This is a genomic window from Streptomyces sp. NPDC059248, from assembly GCF_042753905.1.
In the GTDB taxonomy this organism is placed as follows: Bacteria; Actinomycetota; Actinomycetes; order Streptomycetales; family Streptomycetaceae; genus Streptomyces.
In genome coordinates, this window is record NZ_JBHYZV010000028.1 from 57205 (window position 1) to 79332 (window position 22128).

At 72.4% G+C, this 22128-nt stretch carries 20 protein-coding genes, 1 tRNA gene and 1 pseudogene; 5 read left to right on the top strand and 17 right to left on the bottom strand.

The window, feature by feature from the left end; translation table 11 throughout:
• Positions 1 to 4: 4 nt before the first annotated feature.
• The 7 genes from ACFXG1_RS14645 to ACFXG1_RS14675 form a co-directional block, all read right to left on the bottom strand.
• Positions 5 to 1012: a DUF5914 domain-containing protein gene (locus tag ACFXG1_RS14645; RefSeq protein WP_384742632.1), complete on the bottom strand. Its 1008-nt coding sequence runs from the start codon at positions 1010 to 1012 to the stop codon at positions 5 to 7.
• A complete protein-coding gene (locus ACFXG1_RS14650; protein WP_384719456.1) occupies positions 1009 to 2004 on the bottom strand; it encodes a phytoene/squalene synthase family protein in 996 nt (331 codons plus the stop codon). The genes ACFXG1_RS14645 and ACFXG1_RS14650 overlap by 4 nt, the downstream gene beginning before the upstream one ends.
• Positions 1991 to 3562, bottom strand: coding sequence for a phytoene desaturase (locus tag ACFXG1_RS14655; RefSeq protein WP_384719458.1), 1572 nt, complete (start codon positions 3560 to 3562; stop codon positions 1991 to 1993). Before ACFXG1_RS14655 ends, ACFXG1_RS14650 begins: the two co-directional genes overlap by 14 nt.
• Entirely contained in the window at positions 3559 to 4701 is a 1143-nt protein-coding gene (locus ACFXG1_RS14660; protein ID WP_384719460.1) for a polyprenyl synthetase family protein, read from the bottom strand. Before ACFXG1_RS14660 ends, ACFXG1_RS14655 begins: the two co-directional genes overlap by 4 nt.
• A gap of 199 nt (positions 4702 to 4900) precedes the next feature.
• Entirely contained in the window at positions 4901 to 5578 is a 678-nt protein-coding gene (locus ACFXG1_RS14665; RefSeq protein ID WP_384742636.1) for a hypothetical protein, read from the bottom strand.
• 86 nt (positions 5579 to 5664) lie between these two features.
• A complete protein-coding gene (locus ACFXG1_RS14670) occupies positions 5665 to 6396 on the bottom strand; it encodes a hypothetical protein (protein WP_384719055.1) in 732 nt (243 codons plus the stop codon).
• Positions 6397 to 6655: 259 nt separating this feature from the next.
• Positions 6656 to 7870, bottom strand: a complete 1215-nt coding sequence (locus ACFXG1_RS14675) for a hypothetical protein (RefSeq protein ID WP_384742639.1) — start codon at positions 7868 to 7870, stop codon at positions 6656 to 6658.
• A 722-nt stretch (positions 7871 to 8592) separates the two neighbouring features.
• Between ACFXG1_RS14675 and ACFXG1_RS14680 the strand changes: the two genes are divergently transcribed.
• Both ACFXG1_RS14680 and ACFXG1_RS14685 read left to right on the top strand, forming a co-directional pair.
• Complete coding sequence (locus tag ACFXG1_RS14680) at positions 8593 to 9171, top strand: hypothetical protein (protein ID WP_384717471.1); 579 nt, start codon at positions 8593 to 8595, stop codon at positions 9169 to 9171.
• 673 nt (positions 9172 to 9844) lie between these two features.
• A complete protein-coding gene (locus tag ACFXG1_RS14685) occupies positions 9845 to 10282 on the top strand; it encodes a cupin domain-containing protein (RefSeq protein WP_384742642.1) in 438 nt (145 codons plus the stop codon).
• Positions 10283 to 10550: 268 nt separating this feature from the next.
• Here ACFXG1_RS14685 and ACFXG1_RS14690 read toward each other — a convergent pair whose 3' ends face one another.
• A complete protein-coding gene (locus ACFXG1_RS14690; protein WP_384717465.1) occupies positions 10551 to 10946 on the bottom strand; it encodes a hypothetical protein in 396 nt (131 codons plus the stop codon).
• A 210-nt stretch (positions 10947 to 11156) separates the two neighbouring features.
• Here ACFXG1_RS14690 and ACFXG1_RS14695 point away from each other — a divergent pair.
• Positions 11157 to 11297 (top strand): annotated as a pseudogene (locus ACFXG1_RS14695) (RNA polymerase subunit sigma-70); the annotation flags it as partial.
• 179 nt (positions 11298 to 11476) lie between these two features.
• Here the strand turns inward: ACFXG1_RS14695 and ACFXG1_RS14700 are convergent.
• From ACFXG1_RS14700 to ACFXG1_RS14740, 9 genes are all read right to left on the bottom strand, one after another.
• Positions 11477 to 13048 carry a cellulose binding domain-containing protein gene (locus tag ACFXG1_RS14700; RefSeq protein WP_384717462.1) on the bottom strand — a complete coding sequence of 524 codons (1572 nt, stop codon included), beginning with the start codon at positions 13046 to 13048 and terminating at the stop codon, positions 11477 to 11479.
• Positions 13049 to 13293: 245 nt separating this feature from the next.
• Positions 13294 to 13370, bottom strand: a tRNA-Pro gene (locus ACFXG1_RS14705).
• An 81-nt stretch (positions 13371 to 13451) separates the two neighbouring features.
• Positions 13452 to 13829 carry an MmcQ/YjbR family DNA-binding protein gene (locus tag ACFXG1_RS14710; protein ID WP_384742645.1) on the bottom strand — a complete coding sequence of 126 codons (378 nt, stop codon included), beginning with the start codon at positions 13827 to 13829 and terminating at the stop codon, positions 13452 to 13454.
• An 87-nt stretch (positions 13830 to 13916) separates the two neighbouring features.
• Complete coding sequence (locus ACFXG1_RS14715) at positions 13917 to 14501, bottom strand: GAF domain-containing protein (protein ID WP_384719613.1); 585 nt, start codon at positions 14499 to 14501, stop codon at positions 13917 to 13919.
• Positions 14498 to 15208 (bottom strand): ATP/GTP-binding protein, encoded by a 711-nt coding sequence (locus ACFXG1_RS14720; protein WP_384719615.1) that lies wholly within the window; start codon positions 15206 to 15208, stop codon positions 14498 to 14500. Before ACFXG1_RS14720 ends, ACFXG1_RS14715 begins: the two co-directional genes overlap by 4 nt.
• Positions 15186 to 15554 carry a DUF742 domain-containing protein gene (locus tag ACFXG1_RS14725; protein WP_384719617.1) on the bottom strand — a complete coding sequence of 123 codons (369 nt, stop codon included), beginning with the start codon at positions 15552 to 15554 and terminating at the stop codon, positions 15186 to 15188. The genes ACFXG1_RS14720 and ACFXG1_RS14725 overlap by 23 nt, the downstream gene beginning before the upstream one ends.
• Before the next feature lie 2 nt (positions 15555 to 15556).
• On the bottom strand, positions 15557 to 16000 hold the full coding sequence (locus ACFXG1_RS14730) for a roadblock/LC7 domain-containing protein (protein WP_384719619.1): 444 nt from the start codon (positions 15998 to 16000) through the stop codon (positions 15557 to 15559).
• 7 nt (positions 16001 to 16007) lie between these two features.
• Positions 16008 to 17957 (bottom strand): sensor histidine kinase, encoded by a 1950-nt coding sequence (locus ACFXG1_RS14735; RefSeq protein WP_384742651.1) that lies wholly within the window; start codon positions 17955 to 17957, stop codon positions 16008 to 16010.
• Positions 17958 to 18330: 373 nt separating this feature from the next.
• Entirely contained in the window at positions 18331 to 19569 is a 1239-nt protein-coding gene (locus tag ACFXG1_RS14740; RefSeq protein ID WP_384721592.1) for an MBL fold metallo-hydrolase, read from the bottom strand.
• A 514-nt stretch (positions 19570 to 20083) separates the two neighbouring features.
• Between ACFXG1_RS14740 and ACFXG1_RS14745 the strand changes: the two genes are divergently transcribed.
• Together ACFXG1_RS14745 and ACFXG1_RS14750 are read left to right on the top strand one after the other, a co-directional pair.
• A complete protein-coding gene (locus ACFXG1_RS14745) occupies positions 20084 to 21274 on the top strand; it encodes a Glu/Leu/Phe/Val dehydrogenase dimerization domain-containing protein (RefSeq protein WP_384742654.1) in 1191 nt (396 codons plus the stop codon).
• Positions 21275 to 21389: 115 nt separating this feature from the next.
• Positions 21390 to 22010 (top strand): TetR family transcriptional regulator C-terminal domain-containing protein, encoded by a 621-nt coding sequence (locus ACFXG1_RS14750; RefSeq protein ID WP_384718002.1) that lies wholly within the window; start codon positions 21390 to 21392, stop codon positions 22008 to 22010.
• Positions 22011 to 22128: the final 118 nt, after the last annotated feature.

Consider the following 22128-nt stretch of genomic DNA (forward strand, 5'->3'; position numbering starts at 1 on the left):
CGGGTCAGCCCGGGAACCGGCCCGTGCTGCGCAGTTCCCAGCGCCGCTCCGCGTAGGCCAGGTCGTCGCGCCACAGCCTGCCCGCGGTCCGGCGCATCAACGGTCGCAGTACGGGCGCCACGGCGCGGGCCAGGGCGAACCCGCGCCGGTCGGACGCCGCGACGACCGCTTCGACGACGGCGGTCCGCGGCCGGGCCGCCGAAGCACCGGTTACAGGGGTGGCATGGGTCTCCACCACGGATGTCGAGCCCTCGCCCTCGGTGATCCGCATGATCACCGTACGGGGCCCGGGGGCGGTGAACTCGGCCCGTACGGGTACCACCAGACGGCCGGTCACCCGGAACGACACATCGACGACGAAGACGTCGTCCTCCTCGCCCGCCGGTGGCCGGGCCACCGTCAGATCCACGAAGGAGTAGGGGTGGAACCACGATCCGTGCCACGGGTCGAGCCGGTTGGCGACCACGTCCTGCGGCTCGCACCGCCCGATCGCCGTGTACACGGCGTCCACCCCGCCGCCCGCCGTCGGGCGCTCCGGCACCGCGGGGCGCTCCGTCGGTTCCTCGCCGCCCACCGCGTCCAGCCGGACCCACACCAGGACGCCGTCGTCGTGGACCGGATACGGCTCCCAGCCGGCGAATCGGCCGCCGTCCAGGGCCAGTCCGTGCCAGTGGCACACCAGCGTCCCGCACACCACCCGGCTGTCCCGCAGCGGCGCTCCGAGGTGCGGGCAGCTGCCGGGGCCCGCGCGCAGCTCCCCGGTGTCCGACCGCCACAGCACGATCTCGGCCCCGCCGACCGTTCTGCCGTACGGGCGGCCACCGGCGCGGATCCGGCGGGACGCGCCGACGACGAACCAGTTGCCGGAGGGTCGTGCCGTGGCCCGCTTCAGCGCGTCGGCGATCACGGCCGGGCGCGCCTCGCGCCAGGTCGGCGGCTGGTTCGCCCAGGCGGCCCGGCGGCGGATCCGCAGCGGTACCGGCCGGCCGGCCCGGCCCGGTCGGTCGCTCATGTCACGGATCCCCTTCTCCGGAGCGGTGCGTCGTCCGCCCGGGGCGCCCCGCCGCCCGCGCGGGCCCGCAGACGGGCGCCGGTGATCCGGACGATCCCGGCCGCGGCCGTGACCGCGCGGCGGCCTCGGGAGACCACGGCACGGCGGTGCAGTACCGCGTATCCCTGGTCCGCGATGGCGTCGAGGATGCCGCCGTAGAGGGTGAAGGCGGTACGGATACAGGGACGGGTCCGCGGGTCGAGCAGGGCGATGCCCGGTTCCGCCGTGCGGTACACCTGTCGGGTCAGGGCTTCGGCGGCGACGAGTGCGGCGCGGATCCGCGGGTCGGCGCGGCCCGTCCGGCGGCTCCATTCCAGCAGCGGGCGGTCCACTCCGTGGGCGGCGAGCAGGTCCCCCGGCAGATAGATCCGGCCCCGGTCCAGGTCCTCGCCCACGTCCCGCAGGAAGTTGGTCAGCTGGAAGGCGATGCCGAGGTCGGCGGCGTACGGCGCGGCTTCGTCCCGGTCGCCGACCGTGCCGAGTACCGGCAGCATCTGCAGTCCGATGACCGCGGCCGAGCCGTGCATATAGGTCCGCAGATCGGCGTAGGTCGGGTACTCGGTGACCCGCAGGTCGCTGCGCATCGAGGCCAGGAAGTCCGCGAACAGCGTGTGCTCGACGCCGTACCGTTCGGCGGTGTCGGCGACGGCCCTGACCACGGGCTCCTCGCCCTCGCCGGTACGTAGCCCGTGCGCGAGGTCGCCTTCCAGGCGTCGCAGCAGGTGGTCGCGTTCCCCGGGGGTCCGGTGCTGGTCGTGGTCGTCGACGATGTCGTCGGCCCGGCGGGCGAAGCCGTACAGCGCGTGTACGGCGGGCCGGCGTTCCACCGGCAGCAGCCGGGTGGCCAGGAAGTAGCTTCTGCCGTGGCGGGCGTTGAGCCGCCGGCACTCGGTGTAGGCGGCGCGCAGGGCGGGGTCGGTGATACCCGCGGCGTCCAGTTCACGACGGGTCACGGGTGACCTCCGCGGTCGGTGCGGCTTTCGGGGCGCGGCGCGGTGCCGGACGCGTACCGGATCGGTGTTCTGCGGGGGTGCCGCCGGTGACGCGCGCGGCGGCGAGTTTGCCGCTGATGAGGACGGTCGGCACACCGACGCCTGGGGTGGTTCCGCAGCCCGCCAGCACCACGTTCTCCACCCCTCGGACCAGATTGCGGGGGCGGAAGGGGCCGGTCTGGGCGAAGGTGTGCGCGACGGAGAAGGGGCTGCCTCCCGCGTGCCCCTGCCCGGCCCAGTCCAGGGGTGTCACCAGCAGTTCCTCCCGGACGCTGCCCGCGAAACCGTCGAGTCCCCGGCGTTCCAGCTCGGCGATCAGGCTGTCGCGGTAGCGCGGCCCCAGATCGCGCCACTCGGCGGCGGATGGCCCCACATCGGTGTTGGGGCAGGGCGCCAGGACGTAGTGGAGGTGCCCGCCTGGCGGTGCCAGGCCGGGGTCGTGCGTGGTCGGCCGGGTGATCAGCAGGGACGGGTCGCTCATGAGCCGTCCCGAGCGGGTCAGCTCGTCGAATGTGTCCTCCCAGGCGGCGCCGAAGGACAGGGTGTGATGGGCGAGACCGGGCCAGGTGCGGTCGGTTCCGGCGTGCAGGACGACGGCGGACGGCGAGTGACGCAGCCGTACGGGGCGCTTCGGGGCGCGCCCCAGGAGTCCGTACGCGGTGGACAGCTCGCAGGTCAGCACCACGGCGTCGCAGGGGATTCGTTCCCCCGAGGCCAGCCGTACGGCCCGGATCCGGCCACCCGACCGTTCCAGCGCGGTCGCTTCGGCCGACCAGCGGAACCGGGCACCGGCCCGCTCGGCGGCGTCCGCCATACCGCGCGGCAGCGCGTGCATGCCGCCCTTGGGGAACCAGACACCGGCGACGGTGTCCATGTAGGCGATCACCGCGTAGGCGGCGAGGGCTCTGGCCGGAGTGGTTCCGGCGTACAGGGCCTGGAAGGAGAAGACGCGGCGCAGCCGGGGATCGGCGAGGAAGCGGCCGATTCGCCGGTCCAGCCGGCCGAAGCCGCCCAGCGCCGCCAGCCGGGCCAGGTCCGGGTGGAGCAGTTGGAAGGGCGAGTCGAAGTTCGTGTCGACGAACCGGCGCATCTGGGCCCGGTACAGCCGCTCCAGCCACTCCCGCAGCGCGCGGTAGCCCGCCGCTTCGGCCGGTCCCGCGAACCGTCGGACCTCGTCCTCCATCGCCTCGCCCGCGGTGTGGACGTCGAGTGACGTCCCGTCCGCGAAGCACGCGCGGTACGCCGGGTGCAGGGCCGTCAGCTCGACGTGCCGGTGCAGGCTGTCGCCCACGGCGGCGAACGCCTCTTCGGCCAGGTGGGGCATGGTCAGGACGGTCGGCCCCGTGTCGAAGGCGTAGCCGCCCCGGTGGACGCGGCCCGCCCGGCCACCGGGCCCGTCGTCCCGTTCGACGACCGTCACCCGGCGGCCCGCGCCGAGCAGATGGAGCGCGCAGGCGAGACCGGACAGCCCGGCGCCCACGACGACCACATGGTCCGTCGGCCCCGGTACCGTTCTCACGCGGCCTCCCCGGCACGCTGCGGCGGGATCCCGGCCGCCCGCTCGACCAGGGCTTCGAACTCCCGTCGTACGAGAGCGTCCGCGCCGGTCCTGCGGAAGTGGCGCAGGCTCGCCGCGGCCAACTCCGTGATCTTCGATTCGACGACGGCCCGTGCCCCGGTGCGCTCCAGTGCCGCGCGCATCCGGCGTACGGTCTCGTCGGACGCGGAGAGCGCGCGGGGCACGAGCGCGTCCGCGGATTCCCGGTCCCCGCGGACTTCGGCGAGCCGGGAGCCGACGGCGAGCAGATAGGTGAGCTTGCGGGTCCGCAGGTCTTCGTCGGCCGGCTTGCCCGTCAGGGCAGGGTCGCCGAAGGCGCCGACGAGGTCGTCGCGGAGCTGGAAGGCGAGACCGGCGCGGCGTCCGGCGGAACGCAGCGCTTCCAGGACGCGGGCGTCGGCGTCGGCCAGGACCGCGCCCAGCGCCAGGGGACGTCCGACCGTGTACAGCGCGCTCTTGAGGGTGGCGACGGCCACCGCGTCGCCGACGCCGGACGCCCCGGTGGCCTGCGCGTGGAGGTCCCGGTACTGCCCCGCGACCATCTCGCCGCGCATGGCCTGCCACTCGTGGTGCAGTCGCCGGCCGTGCGGTGAGCCGAGTGCCGTCTCGGTCAGCAGGTCGTCCGCCCAGGCCAGGGCGAGATCTCCGGCGAGCACGGCTGCGGAGGCCGCGAAGGCGTCGGGTGGGCCGGCCAGCTGCCCGGCCTCGTGCATCCGGGCGAGGTCCACGTGGACGGCGGGTGCGCCGCGCCGCAGAGGCGACCCGTCCATCACGTCGTCGTGGATGAGGGCGCACGCCTGGAGGAGTTCGATGGCCGCGCCCGTACGCAGGACCGGTGTGGCGTCGCCCGATCCGCCGGCCGCCCGCCATCCGCACCAGACGAACGAGGTCCGCAGCCGCTTCCCGCCGCGGAGGACCAGCGACGACACCCGGTCGGCGATATCACGGGCGAACACCGGATCCGTCGCGCGGGCGCGCCGCATCTTCTCGTCGAGCACGCGCGCCAGCTCGGTCTCGACGGCCCGGGCCGCCTCGCGGGCCGTACCCGGTCCGTCGGCCGGCCTGCCCGGTTCGGGCCCGGTGGGCCGCAGTCCCAGCATGCACCACTCCTCTCACTCCCGGTCGCCTGCACATCAGTGCTTCGCCCGAGTGCCCTGGTTCGGATGCGCTGATTCCTGCCCGGTACGGTGAGCCGCCCCGGTGACGGCCACTCCACCGGCCCAGCGACGGCACCGCCATGGCGGCGGACGGCCCGCCGCAAGGCCGCGGACCGGCCGCTCGCGGGTACCGGGACGGTGCTCAGATATCGAACCGGTCCAGGAGGGACTGCTTGTTCTTCTTCCGGCGGATGTGCCCGCGGTATCCGGCCAGGAGCGCCATCGCCGTCCAGGTGGCCGTTCCCCAGAGCAGCCAGTCCATCTTCTCGGCCGAGTCGACATCGGCCCTGTCCCAGAGCGGAGCAATCCCTTCCGGGTCGCGGAGGATCTCGATCCGGTCCCCCACCCGGTAGGGGGAGCCCCCGCCGCGCCACACCAACTTCTCCGCCAGGACCCCGTGCTCGCCGCGGAGGGTGTAGGCGTGACGGTTGCTCTCCGTCCCCGCGGCACTGTCCGCCGTGATGACGACCTGTTCCCGGACGCCGCGCTGTTCCAGGGCGAGATGGGGCGTGTAGTCACCGGCACCGAACATCACCATCAGCGACGGCAGCAGCGAGAGCGCGGCAAGCCACCATGCCCGGTGCAGGAACCGCAGCGCCACGGCCACCACGAGTCCGAAGATCACACTGGCCATGATCGCGATGAAGTCCGTGATCCCCATCGCGAGATACGCGATCAGCGTGTTGGCCGCGGCGGCACCGAGGCCGATGGCCACCACGAGAAGCGTGCGACGGACCGACGTCCGTACCGGAACGCCCTGGGTGGGGAGGCCGTGCCCCGGGGCCTGAGCTTCCCCGATATGTATCTCTGCCCTATGCATTCACGCAGCATAGGGGCCGCTCACCGGCCCGGCGCCGGTGTCGGTGCCCAGCCTTCCGGTGACAACGAACAGTCGTGGAACGGCCCTCAGGCCCTGACTCGGTCGGCGACCGAGAAGTCGGTTTCGCAGTCCGGGCAGGTCGCGTTTCCGAAGACGTGGGTCAGCATATGGGCGACTTCGTGTTGGCCGTCGGTGCGTGCGATGCCGTGGAGACGGGAGCCGATGCCTTCCAGTTCCGCGGGGTCCGTGGGGCGGAGCGGGCGGGTTTCGACGGGGTCGTCCGACACGGCGTAGTCCTGGCTGGTGCAGAAGAACCCGGGTTCGCCAAGGGCGATGAACAGATTGGTCTCACACCCGGGGCACAGGACTTCGTATTCCTCGTTCCCGAGCCCCCGGGCCAGGTCGTCGCTCCAGCCTGCGACGCCCTCGAAGCCGAGCATGGATTCCAGGAGATCGATGTACTCGGTACGGTCGGTCGCGGTCCGCAGATGCCGGTTCACCGATGCCAGCAGCGTCGCGATCTCCGCCGAGTGCCGGGTGCGGACATCGTCCGCCCCGTGCGGCTGATCGGCGCCCGCCATGATGGCACCCGCCAGGCCCAGGGCGTTCACGGCTTGTCCCCGGTCTTCGCTCTCGGCCATGCCGGCCAGCCAGGGCAGCGCCGCGAAGCTGGCCGAGTAGACACTGCGCTGATGGCAGAGCGCGGACCACAGATCGCTCCAGAGCTGCGGCTCGGGCTCGGACGCGATGCGTGCCAGCAGGGCGGGTATGTCTTCGGCGGAGCCGTAGGCGTGGCTGAGTCGCGACCAATCTGTCATACCGCGGATCCCATCACGGAACGTCGTGGCCGGGCCGCCGAGAACTCCCACGGGAATGCTCCCCAACGGAGAATGAGCGCCTCATGGGTGTGCTGCCGGCCGTTTCGCGGGTCCTCGCGTGGGCGCGGGTGCAGACCCGGATGAGGGCGGAGGCGTCCGCGCGGGGAGGCCCCCGGCGCCTCGCGCACGACGCGCCGGAGACCCCGAGAGCCACCCCTTACCCGGCCCTTGCCGGAGCTTCTTGTGGAGGCAGCGGGCGTCAGCGCTTCCAGACGGTCGCACGCCAGGTCGTCGCGTTCCCGGCGCCGTCGGTGCCGACGGCGAATCCGGCGATCACTCCGGCGTCGTTGATCGCGAACGCCGCGGCGTAGGGACCGAGAGGCGACGGCGGCAGCGGGACGACCGTACCGTCACGCTTCCACAGCAGGGCCTTGTCCAACGCGGGGTTGCCGGCCGGCGGCCACGCGTACCCGACGGCGGTGCCCCGGTTGTTGATCGCCAGCACTTCCCCGGCCGCTTCCGCCGGATTGGCGAGCACGGTCCGGGTGCCGTTCGCGTTCCAGCGCGCCGTGTCGCCGTACGGGTTGTCCTCCAACGAAGCCCCCACGGCGGTACCCGCCCGGTTGACGTCGTATCCCCGGCCGCGCCCGGCGTCGCGGACGGTGCCGTCGGCCGCCCACACCAGGACCCGGTCGTACTCCGTACTCCCGGCGAGCCGCCCGTGGCCGTAGACCACGCCGTTGTCGGTGATCTTTTTCGTCCGGGCCCCGTCGAATCCCGCCGGGAGGGGCAGCGCGCTCACGAAACCCGCCGCGTTCCAGCGCACGGGGTGCGCGGGGCCACCGGTGCCGTCGCGCTGCTCGGTCCATCCGACCGCCGTGCCCGCGTTGTTGATCGATGTCACGGTGCCGCTGTCGTCGCCCGGCAGCACGGGCAAGTCGGTCCTGCCGCCGTCGGACCGCCAGCGCAGGGGCCGGGAGCGATTGTCCTCCCCGGCCGCGTCGCCGACCGCGACCCCGGCGTTGTTGACGGCCGACGTGTTACCGCCGCGGGACCCGGCGGGCAGCGTCAACCGCTTCGGAACGGCGCCCGGTGTCCAGCGGACGGGGTGGGAGCCGGACGGGCTGTTGAAGGACAGGCCGACCACCCAGCCGCGGTCGCTGACCGCGGTCGTGCGGCTGAACCGCTCGCCGGGCAGCGGCGCCAGAAGGGTGTAGCCGGGGCGCTCGGCGTTCCACCGGATCGCCAGTGGCCCGTCGGAGCCCTCCACGTAGTAGTCGCCGACGACCGTGCCGCTACTGTTCAGCCCCTTGACGAAACTGTGGAGCCCTCCCGGCGGGATCGGAAGCAGCCGTGAGGTCGGCGGCGGCTCGGAGGGTTCGGCCACCGCCACGGGCGCCGAACCCAGGAGGAGCAGGGCGGTTGCCGCCGCGGCGGCAAGGGGTGCGGGGCGGTGAACGCTCCAGCGGGCCATCCGGACACTCCTGATCTCTTCAAGGACATGGACGTACTCATGCGTCGGCGTTTCATCTGTTCCAGGCCTGCAGGGGGACCCGCGTTGCGGCTCAAGTTTCCGCCTCCGGTGCCCCGTTGACAGACTGGATCTACGAAACGGCCGGATTCGTACACCCGTTCATTTAGCTCCGTCCCACCCCTGTCCGGCGCGTCCACCCCGCCCCGCGGACGGGCCCGGTTTCCGGGTGACAGCGCCCAGCAGCACTTCCGGTCCCACGGCAAAGGTCGCGGCCGATGGCCGGGGAGCATCCCCGCCCGCTCGCCTACGGGAGGAGGCCGCGGCGACTTCCGGCCACCCGCCCGGCCCCGTGCCGTGCGCGGACACGGCCCGACGCGCGCCAGGGCGGACACCTCCCGCCTCGGCCTCGTACCGGCACCGCTCGTTTCCGGGCGGCTTCCCCAGCCGCCACGGCGTACTCACCCGCCACTGGGTTCCTACCGTGCGCGAGATCCGCCGCGGAACCCGGGCGGTTCCGCGCCACGCATGCGCGAGATCACTACTTTCCGCGACGACACCATCGATCCACCGGAGCGTTGAGCGACCGATTCCTCATCGGGCGCTCCCGCGCGATGACCGGTTGGCGTCGCGTTCATGGGTCGCCGCCTGTGCAAGACTCCCGGCTGAACGGGCGGGGCCTCGTCCCGCCCCTCCGCACGACCGCCGATCAGAAGGGGAAAGGCATGAGACGCACAACCGTCACTCTTGCTTTACTGCTCTCCCTGCTGGGCATCACCGTGCTGACCGCGCCGTCGTCAAGCGCCCGGGCGCGGGCCGTACCCTCCACCCCCGCGGGGTGGACCGCTGTCGAAGGAAGCGACGTATCGGCCAACGCGGTCTACGCGCTCCGATTCACTCAGAACAACCTGCACGTCTCCGCCGAACTGGGGTACGGCGGAGGAAGTCACGCCATGCTCCGGGCCCGGGCCTCCGTCATCGGCCCCTGGGAACGGTTCGAACTGATCTGGCAGTCCAGCACATCCTCCTGGGTACTGCGGGCCGTGGAGAACGGCCTCTACGTCTCCGCCGAACTGGGATACAGCGGTGCGAGCCACGGAATGCTCCGCGCCCGCGCCTCCGCGATCGGGCCCTGGGAGCGCTTCAGCCTGCTGTACAGCGCGAGTCTGGGTCGCTATGTGCTGCAGTCCCAGCAGAACGGCCTGTTCGTCTCCGCCGAACTGGGTTACGGCGGTTCGGATCACGCGATGCTCCGGGCCCGCGCCTCCGCCATAGGCCCCTGGGAGCAGTTCGTCTTCGTCTGATCGCCCACCGGACGACCTCTCACCCCCTCCCGAACCGCCGATGACGCATGCCGACGCCCAAGAGCCGGCACAGTCCCGCTCCGGCCTCGGCCCGATCGCGTCGGGGCCGGCACTCCATCGACCTGCCGACCCCTCAAGGAGCCTGTGACGTAGCGGACTCGGCCCGTGCGGTCGGGTCGCCGGGGCGAAGCACCTGCCGTCGGCCACCCGATCGCCCCGCCGCGAGTCCGCCTCCCGGACACCCCGCGGACTCCCGTCCGTCGCGCCGCAGCCGCCCGCCGAGGAGGACCGCACCGGCCGCGGCGGTCAGCAGTCCACCGGCCAGGAAGGTGTGTCGTACGTCAGCCGCTGGCTGGCCGACCTCAATCGGCGCGGTGCGGAGTTCACTCCAGCCGATGTCCCCTCCCTCACCTCAGTGACTCTGGATCTCCTGGCGTCCGTGATCGCCCGCTGCTTCGAGGCCGTGGACGCGCTGAGGCCCGGACGGAGTCCCGACGCTCTCATCCGCGATCGTCGAGGAGACGTACTCGCCGGACGTGCTCATGCGCACCTGCCGCAGTCGGTCCCTCCGACGCCGGGCCAGTCGTACGGGTCGTCCCTCGCGTCGGGTACCGGCCATGTCGATGTCGGTGAAGCCAGCACGGAGCTGCGGTCGTGGAAGGAGAATGTGGTCATGACGGAGATCTCTGATCTGGTAGCGCGTCTCAGTCTTCAACCGCATGTCGAGGGCGGGTGGTTCCGGGAAACGTGGAGGGCCGCGGCTGAGGTTGTCCCCGATGGATACACCGGCAGACGGGCGTGCGCGACGGGCATCTACTTTCTGCTGCATCCCGGCGAGCGGTCACGATGGCACCGGGTGCGCTCGGACGAGCTCTGGCTGTGGCACCGGGGAGGCCCCCTCCACCTGCGGCTCGGTGGAAACGGCACGGCTCCGGACGAGGCCGGTGCCGTCGAGGCCGAGCTCGGAAACCGGGTGGAGCGGCAGGAACGGCCCCAGTTCCTGGTCCCCGGCGGGGTCTGGCAGAGTGCTGAGCCCGCAGGCGACGAACCGGTGCTGGTCACGTGCGTGGTGGCTCCGGGCTTCACCTTCGAGGACTTCGAGATGCCATGAAGCCGGACTTCGTACGGCGGCTACCGGATGGGGGCGACCGACGGGCCGCCGTGCCCCGACCTGATCCGCCTCCTCGGCGACGGCCCCACCGGGGCCGGCTGGCAGATCACCCACAGGCGCTGCGCCTGCCGGTGCGACCACGTACATGACAGCTGCACCGTCGACTTCCTCGACCCTCCCACGGGAATCAGCATCCACGTCTGCCCCACTTTCCGACCCGAGCCCCGGCCGCGATCGTGCGGCGGGGGCGGAGCCGTCCCCGCGCGGGCTATGACCTCCGCGACTTGTCATCCCTCGGAAGCACGGAGCAGAAGATCACGTAGACGGCAAAGGCGACGTAGAGGGGATTGCCGGGGTCGCCGTCGATGTAGTCGACGAGCATGCCGATGCCGAGCACCCAGGCTCCTCCCCCGGCGACGACGAAGACGGTGTTGCCGTCTTCCCGCAGCAGGCGCATTCCAACCCATAACAGGAGGGGCATGAGGGTCCAGGAGGCGGCCGTGGTGAGCACCCACTCGACCGCACCGCCAAATGTCTCGCCCCTGGCGGTGGCGATGGTCTCAGCTTCCCCGGCCCACTCGTATCCGCGGCGCATGAGGGCGTAGCAGGCGGCGGTGGCCAGAGAGGCAGTGACGGCGCCCTTGACGCAACGTATGAGGTTCATGGCTGACATCCTTGCCCGAATGAGCCGACGGGTCCCGGCACTTCCGCACCGGAACCCGTCAGACCTCATATGGAGAATTCGCGGCTGAAGTCACGGACACCGCTACCGCAATGCGCGCTCAAGAGCATCGAAATACAGCCTGGCACCCGAGGCCGAGGAGTCCGAGTTCTCGGGACTGGCCGAGCGGCACCGGCGGGAGCTGCATGTATGCCCGCGGGTGACGCGGACGAGCCGGAGACCGTCGCCGTCGCGTGGGAGACCATCGAGCCGGCGTATCTGGTCGCGGTCCAGCACCTCGCGCCGCGCCCGCGGGCCGTGCTGATCCTGCGGGACGTCCTCGGCTGGCCGGCCTTATCCGGTCGTAGCGGATCTCGATGCGGGTGATCCGAGCGCCGAACTCGGCTGCGGCGGCGAAGTCCGGGAGGGTGCGGGTCCATGTCCGCGCCCTCCCCTCTCGCTCACGGCACGGCACCGCCCCCGTCCGGTGAGGCGCGGGGACGGTGGTGTCCTCGGTCGACGGCCCGCCCCGGTCAGCCCTGGTAGGAGCCGACGATCCGGGAGAACTCGTACGGCGACTGCGGGACGTTGGTGCACAGGGAGAGGTTTCCGGTGCAGGCGTTGCGGTCGCGGGTGACGTCCCAGAACGCGATCATGCCGAGATTCCGGCTCCGCGCGAACTCCACGAGTTGCCGTGTGTCGGCCTGGTCGTAGATCTGGTGGTCGTCGTTCTCGCCGATCATCGGGGTGACCCCGAGCATGCCCCAGAGCTGGGCGTCGGTGCGGCTCGGGTAGAGCGACTTCAACTGGGCGACGGTGGCCTGGGCGGCTTGGACAGCAGCGTCGCCGTAGTCGATGACCAGGAAGTAGTCCATCGTCATCACATTGACCACGTCCAGCGCGACGCCCGCGTCACGGGCCGACGTCACGACGGACAGGCCCGTCCGCGTCAGCCCCGAGGGGGTGACGGGCAGGGTGAGCGAGATGCGGAGGTCGGGGTGTGCTTGTTGGAGTCGGGCGAGTGCGGCCGAGCGGCGTGCGATGGAGACGGGATCGTCGACGGCCGGTCCTTCGATGTCGAAGTCGACGTACCGCAGGCCGTACTGCCTGACCACCGCGTCGTACTCCGTGAACAGGGCGTCCACCGACTCGCAGTTCTGGGCGAGCTCCCGGCCGCCCGCACCGCCGAAGGTGACCTTCACCTCCCCACCCGCGGCCCGGAGGGCATCGATGTTGTCCTTGGCCCATCCGGTGCGTGGATCGTAGGAGTTGAACCACATCGCCTTGCAGGTCGGTGAGGTGATCGCGCCCAGACTGAAGTTCTTCAGCCCGCTGTCCGAGGCCAGGGTGCTCAGACTCGGAGTGGGCCAGGCACCCATGTCCACGTACGGCGCGGTGGGCAGGGTCCGCGACGGGCTCGGATTCCCGGTGGTACCCCTGACCGGGTGGCTCAGGGCCGACGGGTTGCCCGCCAGGTCCCTCGCGAGCAGTTGGAACATATACGTGGTGTTGGGCCGGAGCCCGGTAACGCGGTGGGAGGTGACGCCGGTCAGGGTGGAGTGCCGGACGCCGTCGACGAAGATCTCGTAGTCCACCACCGGGCTGCGGTCGTCGACCGATGGCATCCAGGCGAGCGTGAGCGTCCCGCCCTCGACTGCGGCGACATGGACGCCGTAGGGAACCGTCGGGGGTGTGATGTCCGAGTCCTCTTCGCAGGGCCCGCCCTTGTTGACCACGCACCGCCCGGGCACACCGCTGCCTTGGGCCACCCATCCGAAGGTGGTGGAGGCCCCGGGGGCGAGCGAGCCGTTGTAGCCGGCGTCGCGGAAGCCGTATCGGCTCCCGTCTCGGGTGAGCCGGGCGTCCCAGTGGGTCGTGACGGTCGTGTTCACGGGCAGGGAGAAATCGACGGTCCAACCGTTCAACGCCGTACGGCTGCGATTCGTGATCGTGTACGTGCCCTGGTAGCCGCCCTCCCAGGAAGAGGTCTTGCGGAACTCCGCCGTCACCAGCACCAAGGGGCTGGTGGCGGAGGCCGGCGGGGCACCTAACAGGGTGAGGACTCCGAGGACGGAGACGACCAACGACGCCAATCGTCTTCGCATTGCTGCCTCCCAAACGGGGAACGAGCACAAGTCGTACCGGTCGGTGCGGCAGTTTGGTCTATACCAAAGCCGCTCGCCTTGACTACCGATCGCGGGCCACCGAGTCAAGAGCCCTGAACGCATCCTCGCCGTCCAGCCCGCCCCCGGAAGGCGTCGCTGGACCGTGTGGCCCCCAAGTGGTCCCCAAGACATGCGGAAAGGCGGTACCGGATTTCTCCGATACCGCCTACGACCTGCGAAAACGCTGGTCGGGACGACAGGATTTGAACCTGCGACCCCTTGACCCCCAGTCAAGTGCGCTACCAAGCTGCGCCACGTCCCGTTACCCGTCTGACCTGGGGTTTCCCCGGCCCGGCGGACGTGAGAACCATACCGTACTCGGGGCCGTGGGAACGAACCGGTTTCAGGGTGCGGCGGGTGGGGGCGGGGTGGCCAGGTCGGGGTGGGCGGCGAGGAGCTTGCGCGGGGCGGCCTGGCGCCAGGAGTCGAGCAGGATCTCGTACAACTCCGTCTCGTTCTCCAGTGCCGCGAGCCGGACCCGTAGCCAGGCGAAGTTGTCGTCGTGGCCCGGGCGCAGGAAGAACTTGTCGGGCTCGGCCGCGATCAGCTCCGCCCGGTCCTCTTTGGGGCATTTCACACCCATCGCCCGATCGTCGTCGTCGAGCGCGGCGAAGATCCGGCCGCCGCCGTCGAGGCGGAAGGTGGGCATGCCCCAGGCGAGCTTCTCCACGGCGCCGGGGAGGGAGAGCGCGATACGGCGGACGTCGTCGGCGGTGGCCATGGGACGACGGTACGACGGGGCACCGACAGCCGCCCGGCATATCACCCGGTGCGAGCGGCCCGGTACACGGCGTCGTGGAAGGGTGGGTCAGAGGAAGCCGTCCTCCCGGCGGTGGATCTCGTCCACCAGCTCGCCGGCCAGTGCCTTGATGTGTTCGAGGCCCGCCCGGCCCCACGGCCTCGGCTCGGTGTCGACGACGCAGATCGTGCCCAGGGCGATGCCCGTGCGGTCGATCAGCGGCGCGCCCAGGTAGGAGCGGATCCCGATCTCGTCGACGACCGGGTTCCCCGCGAACCGCGGATAGTCGCAGACGTCCTCCAGCACCAGGGCCTTGCGGCGCACCACCACATGGGGGCAGTAGCCGTGGTCCCGGGCGAGAACCCGGCCGGCCAGTCCCGCGGCGCCCGCCGCGGTGGCGGCCGTGGCGGCCAGGTCGCGGCCGGTGTGGGTGCCCGCCGGGGTGTGCAGTCCGGCGAAGAACTGCCGGTTCCCGTCGATGAAGTTGACGATGGAGTACGGGGCCGCGAAGACGTCGGCCAGCCGGTCGGCGAAGGCGTCGAAGCAGGTGTCCGGCCGGCCGCCGAAGCCGAGCGCGCGCAGCCGCCGGGAGCGTTCCGGGGCTTCCCGGTCGAGCGGGGTGAGCAGCAGGGTGCTGGTCGGTTCGTAGCTCACGAGAGGACTCCGCGGATCGACCGGGGGGCCGGGATAACGGCCGTGGTCAGCAGATACTGCACCAGGGTGACCAGGGCGCCGATGCCCGAGCTGGCGATCCTGGCGTCGCAGGGGACGACGGGCACATCGGGTTTGAGGTCCATGGCGATGCGTACCTCGTCGGGCTCGTACCGGAAGGCGCCGTCGAACTCGTTGACGGCGACGGCGAACCCGATACCCCGTGCCTCGAAGAAGTCGACGGCGGAGAAGGAGTCCTCCAGCCGCCGGGTGTCGGCGAGGACGACCGCGCCGAGCGCGCCCTCGCACAGTTCGTCCCACATGAACCAGAAGCGTTCCTGGCCCGGGGTGCCGAAAAGGTAGAGGACATGGCGTTCGTCGAGGGTGATGCGGCCGAAGTCCATGGCGACGGTCGTGGTGGTCTTGGACTCGACGCCGTCGAGGTGGTCGGTGGCCACCCCGGCCTGGCTGAGCAGTTCCTCCGTACTCAGCGGGTCGATCTCGCTCACGGCGCCGACGAAGGTGGTCTTGCCGACGCCGAAGCCGCCCGCGACAAGGATCTTCAACGCGGTGGGGAAGGGGTCGCGGCGCCCGGCCTCGTCCGGGTGCGGCGGTCGCTGCGGGGGGTACGGCGCCACGGGGGCGGGCCGGCCCGGCGGGCCGGCCGGCTCCCGTGGTCCGTCCGGTTCACAGCCGTCGTCGTAGGCCATCGAGCACTGCCTCCAGCAGGGAACGGTCGGTGGGGTTGTCGTAGTGGCTCGGCGCCCGCACGGTCACCGCGCCGCACTCCACCAGGTCGGAGACGACGACCTTGGTGACGGCGACGGGCAGGCGGAGATGGGCGGAGAGCTCGGCGACCGACAGGGGGCCGCGGCACAGGGTGACGGCGTGGGCGTGCTCGGGTCCGGCCCGGTCGCCGGGGGTCCCGGTGGCCATGACCAGGGTGAGGAGATCCAGGGCGGCCGTCGGGCGGGTCCGGCCGCCGCTGACGGTGTACGGGCGGATCAGCCGGCCCGCGGCGTCGTCCAGCAGCGGCCCTTCGAGGGGCAGGGGCACGGTCAGCGTCCCGGCGTACCGGCGGCACCGGCCACCGCGGCCCGCTGCCTGGCCGGGGTGGTGAGATAGGGCCGTACGCTCTTGACCAGCATCGCCATCTCGTAGCCGAGGACCGCGGCGTCGGCCTCCCGGCCGGCGAGTACCGCGATACAGGTACCGGATCCGGCGGTGGAGACGAACAGCAGGGTGGAGTCGAGCTCCACCACCACCTGCCGGACCTCTCCCCCGTCGCCGAACCGCGCCCCGGCGCTGCGGCCGAGCGAGTAGAGGCCGGAGGCGAGCGCCGCCATGTGGTCGGCGGCGTCCGGGTCGAGGCCGTGGACGGACCTCACGAGCCCGTCGGAGGAGAGCAGGACCGCGTTCCGGGTGTACGGCACGCGCTGGACGAGGCCGCTGAGCAGCCAGTCGAGATCCGGGACGGGGCCGTTCGCCACATCGCTCGCCATGGTGCATCTACTCCTTGGTGGTGGTGTCGTGGCGCCACGGGTCGGCGGGCGCGCTGCCGGGGGCGTGCGAGGTGCTCGGGGTGGCCGGGGTGTGGGGGGTTGGTGGTACCGCGTGCGGCCGGTCGGGCCACTGCCGGGTCTCGGCGGCCTCGGCGGCCTCGGCGAGCGTGATGCCGCGTTGGAAGGCGGCCATCAGTCCGGGGTCGTGGACCGTGCTCTCGTCGGGCCTGCGGGGCGCGGGGGGCGTCCGCAGTTGGGGGACGAGGTGTTCCTGGACGCGGCGGCGGGGCAGCAGCGGCCGGTCGGGGGCGGTCGGCGCGGCATGGCGGGGCGCGCCCGCGAGGTGGGGTTCGTACGCCACCGGGGGGTGGGCCGGTTCGGCCGGGCGGGGGCGCGGAGTGGTGGGGGGTACGGCGGTGGTGGCCGGATTGGGCCTGCCCGGGTCGGCGGAGCGGATCGGCAGCGGGCCGGGCGGCTGCGGGGCCGGGTAGGCGGGCCGCCGGTCGCCGGAACCCTCGGCCCGGGCGGGGGCGGGTACGGCACCGGGCGGTACGGCTCCGGGGGGCGGCGCGGCCGGGGCCGTACGGGCGCGGCGGGTACGGCCGGAGGCGGCCGGGGCGAGGGCGCCGCTCGTCCCCAGTCCCTCGGGGTCGGTGCCGAGGAGTCCCCGGGGCAGGACGAGTACGGCCTGGACGCCGCCGTAGATGTTGTTCCGGAGGCGTACGGCGATGCCGTGGCGGCGGGCCAGGGCGGAGACGACGAACAGTCCGATACGCCCGTCCTGGAGGAGGTGGGCCACATCGACCTGGTCGGGGTCGGCCAGCAGGGCGTTCATCCCGGCCTGTTCGTCGGCGGGCATGCCGAGGCCGCGGTCCTCGACCTCGACGGCGAGCCCCGCCGTGACGTACTGGGCCCGGAGCAGGACCTGGGTGTGGGGGGCGGAGAAGAGTGTCGCGTTCTCCACGAGTTCGGCCAGGAGGTGGATGACGTCGGCGACGGCATGGCCCCTGAGGGTGCCGTCGACCGGCGGGACGAGCTTGACCCGGGGGTACTGCTCGACCTCGGCGATCGCGGAGCGCAGGACCTCGGTCATGGTGACGGGGTTGGACCACTGGCGGCGGGAGACCGCTCCGCCGAGCACGGCCAGGTTCTCGGCATGGCGGCGGATCCGGGTGGCGAGATGGTCGACGTGGAACAGGCCCTTGAGGAGTTCGGGGTCCTCCACCTCGTTCTCCAGCTCGTCGAGGAGCTGGATCTCCCGGTGGACGAGGGACTGGAGGCGCCGGGCGAGGTTGACGAAGACCTCGACCTTCTGTTCGTCGCCGGCGCTGCTGGAGAGCCTGGACGCCTGGACGACGGCGGCGACGGCGCTCTCGCGGAAGCGGACCAGTTCGCGGGCGAGCAGGTCCAGCTCGTCGCCGTCGGGCGGATCGGTCTTGTCCTGCGGGTCGCTCTCGTCGTGCGGATCGGTCTCGTCGTGCGGGTCGGGCGGGTCGTCCTCCGGTGGGTGGGCGGGCGGTGGGCCCTCGCCCCGCCGGATCCCCTCGACGACGGCCGCCAGCTCGGTCCGCTCCCGTTCGACGGTGCGGCGCAGCAGGGCGGTGCGGGAGAGGACCGTACCGGCCAGCCGGTCGGCACCGATGGCGGCGGCCGCGACGGAGGCCATGGCCAGGACGGCGGAGACACCGAGGACGGCCCACAGGGTGGCGGAGGGGCGGGGGCCGGTGGTCTGCACGGTGAAGGCGACCGCGGTGGCGCCGCTGAGGGCGGCGGTGAGGGCGGGGAGGACCGCCGTACGCAACAGCCTCGGACGCAGCCGGACCGCCGGGCGGGGCCTCCCCTGTCGCGCCGGACGGCCTCCGCCGGCCGGTGGTTCCGGCCGGTCGCCCTGCCTGCCGTGCCGCCCGCCGTCCTCGCGGCGGGCGGGCCGGGGGTCGGATGCGCGTAGTTCAGACATCGGTGGTCCTCGGTGCGTGGTTCCCCAGGGCCCGGCGTACCGCGTACTGGGTGCTTGTCCGGTGATCCGGTTCCGTGCCCCGGCCGTCGGCGGCCTTTCGCCACCTCAGGAAAGACACACGGTGTTGATCACCGGCGACACACGGTAGTCGTCGCGGTGTGCGGTGCGAGGGGCAGTTGCCGAACTTGCCCGGCCTTCGTCCCGCTCCGGGATGAGGGCTCGCACTCCAGCCCGATTCCGGCCCCGGGCGCGACGGGCGCGGCACCGGCGCGCGGGGCACGCACCGAGGGCGCGGGCGGCCGGATGCGCCCCGGGTGAGTACACGGACGGTGACCTCGTGGTGTGAGGACGTCCTCACACCACGAGGGCGGCTTCAGGCCGTGGGGGCGACCTCGGGGCTGTCGGCGCCCGCGGCGGGCGGGCGCCCGCCGGGGGCCGGGCTCCGTGCGGGATCGGGCGCGTCTGCCGTGACGGCGCCGGGACCGTCGGCGGGACACGCGGCGACGGGCCGCCACCACAGCTCCCCCGGCACGTCGGCGCCGGTCGGCTCGAAGGGCCGGCCGGGGACCGGCAGCGCGAGCCTGGCCCCGGTGAGGGCGGCGGCGGTCACGCTCCCCTCACCGGGCTCGGACCAGGGGTGCGGGGCCAGATTGAAGGTGCCCCAGTGGATGGGCAGCATGACGCCGACGGGCTCGCCCCCCTGGAGGTCGAGATGGGCGCGCAGCCCCTCCTCGGGAGTCATATGAATGTCCGGCCAGTGCTCCGAATATGCCCCGATTTGAATCATCGTGGCATCGAATGGCCCATGTTCCAGGCCGATGTCACGGAAACCGTGGAAATATCCCGTATCGCCGCTGTGGTAGATCCGGTGCTCCGCCCCGGCGACCACCCAGGACGCCCAGAGCGTGTGCTGCTGATTGCGCAGGCCGCGCCCGCAGAAGTGGCGGGCGGGTGTGGCGGTCAGCCGCAGCCCGGCGATCTCGGCCGACTCGTTCCAGTCCAGTTCGCGCAGCCGGGTGACCGGGACACCCCAGCGCTCCAGATGGGCGCCGACGCCGAGAGGCACCGCGAAGATCGTGTCGGTCGAGGCCAGGGCCTTGATCGTGGGCAGGTCGAGATGATCGTAGTGGTCGTGGGAGATCACCACGGCGTCCACGGGGCCGAGCGCGGCGAGCGGCAGCGGCACCGGATGCAGCCGCTTGGGCCCGGCGAAGGAGAAGGGGGAGCAGCGCTCGCCCCAGACGGGGTCGAAGAGGACCCGCCGCCCGTCGATCTCGGCGAGGACGCCGGAGTGCCCCATCCAGGTCAGCCGCAGCCCGGTCGCGGGCGGCCGCGCGAGATCGGCGGCGGTCGTGGGGTGCAGCGGGATCGGCCCGGCGGGGGCCCTGCGGACCCGCGCCTCCTTGTCGAAGTAGACCTTGGCCATCTCCATCATCGAGGCACCGGAGGGCCGGGTCCTGGCCCCCACGGGGTTGCGGAACGAGCCGTTCTCGAAGTGGGGCGAGCCGAGGATCCGCTCCAGCCGGGCTCCGGCGGGGTCCGCGCCGAACGCTTCGGGGCGCAGCGCGCGCAGCCGGGTTCGCAGCGTACGGGGTGAGCCGGCTCCGGACACGGCACCTCCTGATCTCGGGATCCTCATTCATTATTATGTGCCGGGCGACCGCGGCACGGCGTCCGAATCGGCCGCACGGGCGGCCCTTACGGGACCGGGAACGGTGAACGCGCTGGTGAGGCGGGTGCGGGCGTTCTCGACCGCTCCGCCGTCACCGAGGTGACGAACGTCGGCAGCGGGGTGCCGCCGCCATGCCGGTCACGGCCGGCCGCCCCGCGTCGGGCCGCGCCGCGCGTACGCCCCCGCGACCCCGTTCCGTCCCGCACTCCCCTACGCCCTCTCACCCTCTCACCCTCGCGCCCTGGCGCCGTGGCGCCGTGGCGCCGTGGCGCCGTGCCGTCGCGCCCTCGCGCCGTCGTGCCGTCGTGCCGTCGTGCCGTCGTGCCGTCGTGCGCCGACGATCACATTGACATCGGCCGGACGGGCTTTCGATACTGAACGACGGTTCAGTCGGATGGCTGTGCGGCCACCTCGCCGAACCGTGTGCCCCGGCCGACCCTCAGGAGCCATCGCCATGACCGATCACCCCTTCCTGTCGCTCACCTGGACCGATCCGGTGACGGGCCGACAGGGGCATCTCGTCATCGACCGGCTCGTCCGCGGGGTCGCCAGCGGCGGGCTGCGGATGCGGGCTGGCTGCACCCTGTCGGAGGTGGCGGGGCTGGCCCGGGGGATGACAATGAAGGAGGCGCTGCACTACGCCCCGGACGCCCCGGCGGGCGGATACATCCCGCTCGGCGGCGCGAAGGGCGGGGTGGACTGCGATCCGCGGGATCCGGCGGCGTACGGGGTTCTCGTCCGCTTCCTGCGGGCGGTACGTCCGTACGTGGAGACGATGTGGGCCACCGGGGAGGATCTCGGGCTCACCCAGGACACCGTGGACCGGGCGGCCCGTGAGGCGGGGCTCGTCTCCACGATCCAGTCCGTCTACCGGCTGCTCGACGACGAGACCGAGGCCCGGCGGCGGCTCGCGGCGGCCTTCGCCGTGGAGGTCGACGGCATCGGTCTCGACGAGCTGGCGGGCGGCTGCGGGGTCGCCGAGGCCGTATTGACCGCCCTGGACCGGACGGGGAAACCGCACGCGGGGACGCGGGTCTCGCTCCAGGGCCTGGGCACGATGGGCGGGGCGACGGCCCGCTTCCTGTCCCGCGCGGGGCTGCTGATCGTCGCGGTCGCCGATGTGAAGGGCACCATCGCCAATCCGCGGGGGCTCGACGTGGACGCCCTCCTGGCGGCCCGGGACGGGCACGGAGCCGTCGACCGCGCCGCGCTCCGCCCGGAGGACACCGAACTGCCGGGCGACGCCTGGCTGTCGGCCCGGGCCGAGGTACTCGTACCGGCGGCGGTGTCGTACGCGATCGACACGGACGACGCGGCCCTGATCGGGGCCCGCTGGGTCGTCGAGGCCGCCAATATGCCGGTCCTGCCGGACGCGGAGGCGCTGCTGGCCCGGCGCGGGGTGACCGTCCTGCCGGACGTGGTGGTCAACTCCGGGACGAACGCCTGGTGGTGGTGGACCCTCTTCGGAGACATCGGGGCCGACGCCGACGAGGCGTTCGCACGGCTCCGCGGCTCGATGCGGGACCTGGTGGGCGCGATGCTCACCAGGGCCGAAGCTGACGGTACGACACCCCGCGCGGCGGCCCACGCGATCGTCGCGGAACGGCTGCCGCTGATCGCGGAACGCTTCGGGGAATCCGGCTGACGGCGAGCGGGCCCGCCCCGCGCGGACCGGCTCCGGCCACGGACACGGCACGGCCCGTGGCCGGAGCCCGACCACCGCCCCGGCCCGGTCAAGATCCGCTGTGTAGGGTGAACGCGTGGCTAGAGTCCGGCTGAGCGTGGCGCAGCGGCGTGAGGACCTCCTCAACGCCGCGGTCGAGCAGATCCAGCTGCGGGGCGTCGCGGAGGTGCGGATCGCCGATATCGCCGCGGTCCTCGGGGTGAGCAACGCCCTGGTGCTGTACCACTTCTCCACCAAGGAGAAGCTGGTCGCGGCAGCCTTCACCCACGCCGCCGACGCCGACCTCGCCCATCTGCGGAAACTGCTGGGCCGCAGGACGACGGCCGTACGGCGGCTGCGCGCCGCGGTGCGCTGGTACGCGCCCACGGGGACCGCCAAGGGCTGGCGGCTCTGGATCGAGGGCTGGGCGGCCTCGCTCCGTGAGCCCGCCCTGCGGGAGGTCGCCCGCGATCTCGACCAGCAGTGGAAGGCCGCGCTCACGGAGGTCATCGCCGAAGGGGCCGCCGCGGGCGAGTTCCCCTGCCCCGACCCGGCGGCGGCCGCCTGGCGGCTGACGGCCTTTCTGGACGGCCTCGCCGTCCAGATGACCTCGTACGCCGGAACGCTCTCCCGCGCCGCCATGCTGGCCTGGACCGACGAGGCGCTCGCCCGTGAACTGGGCCTGGAGCGCGAGGAACTGACCGCGGCGCTCCGCTGACGGCCTTACGCGCGACGACTGTGCGCGTGACGGACTTCCGAAGACGACACAGGGGTTGTCATGCTCTTGACAGCAGCCCCGACAGTAGGGCTTGAGCGATCGCTCAAATCCCGCTACC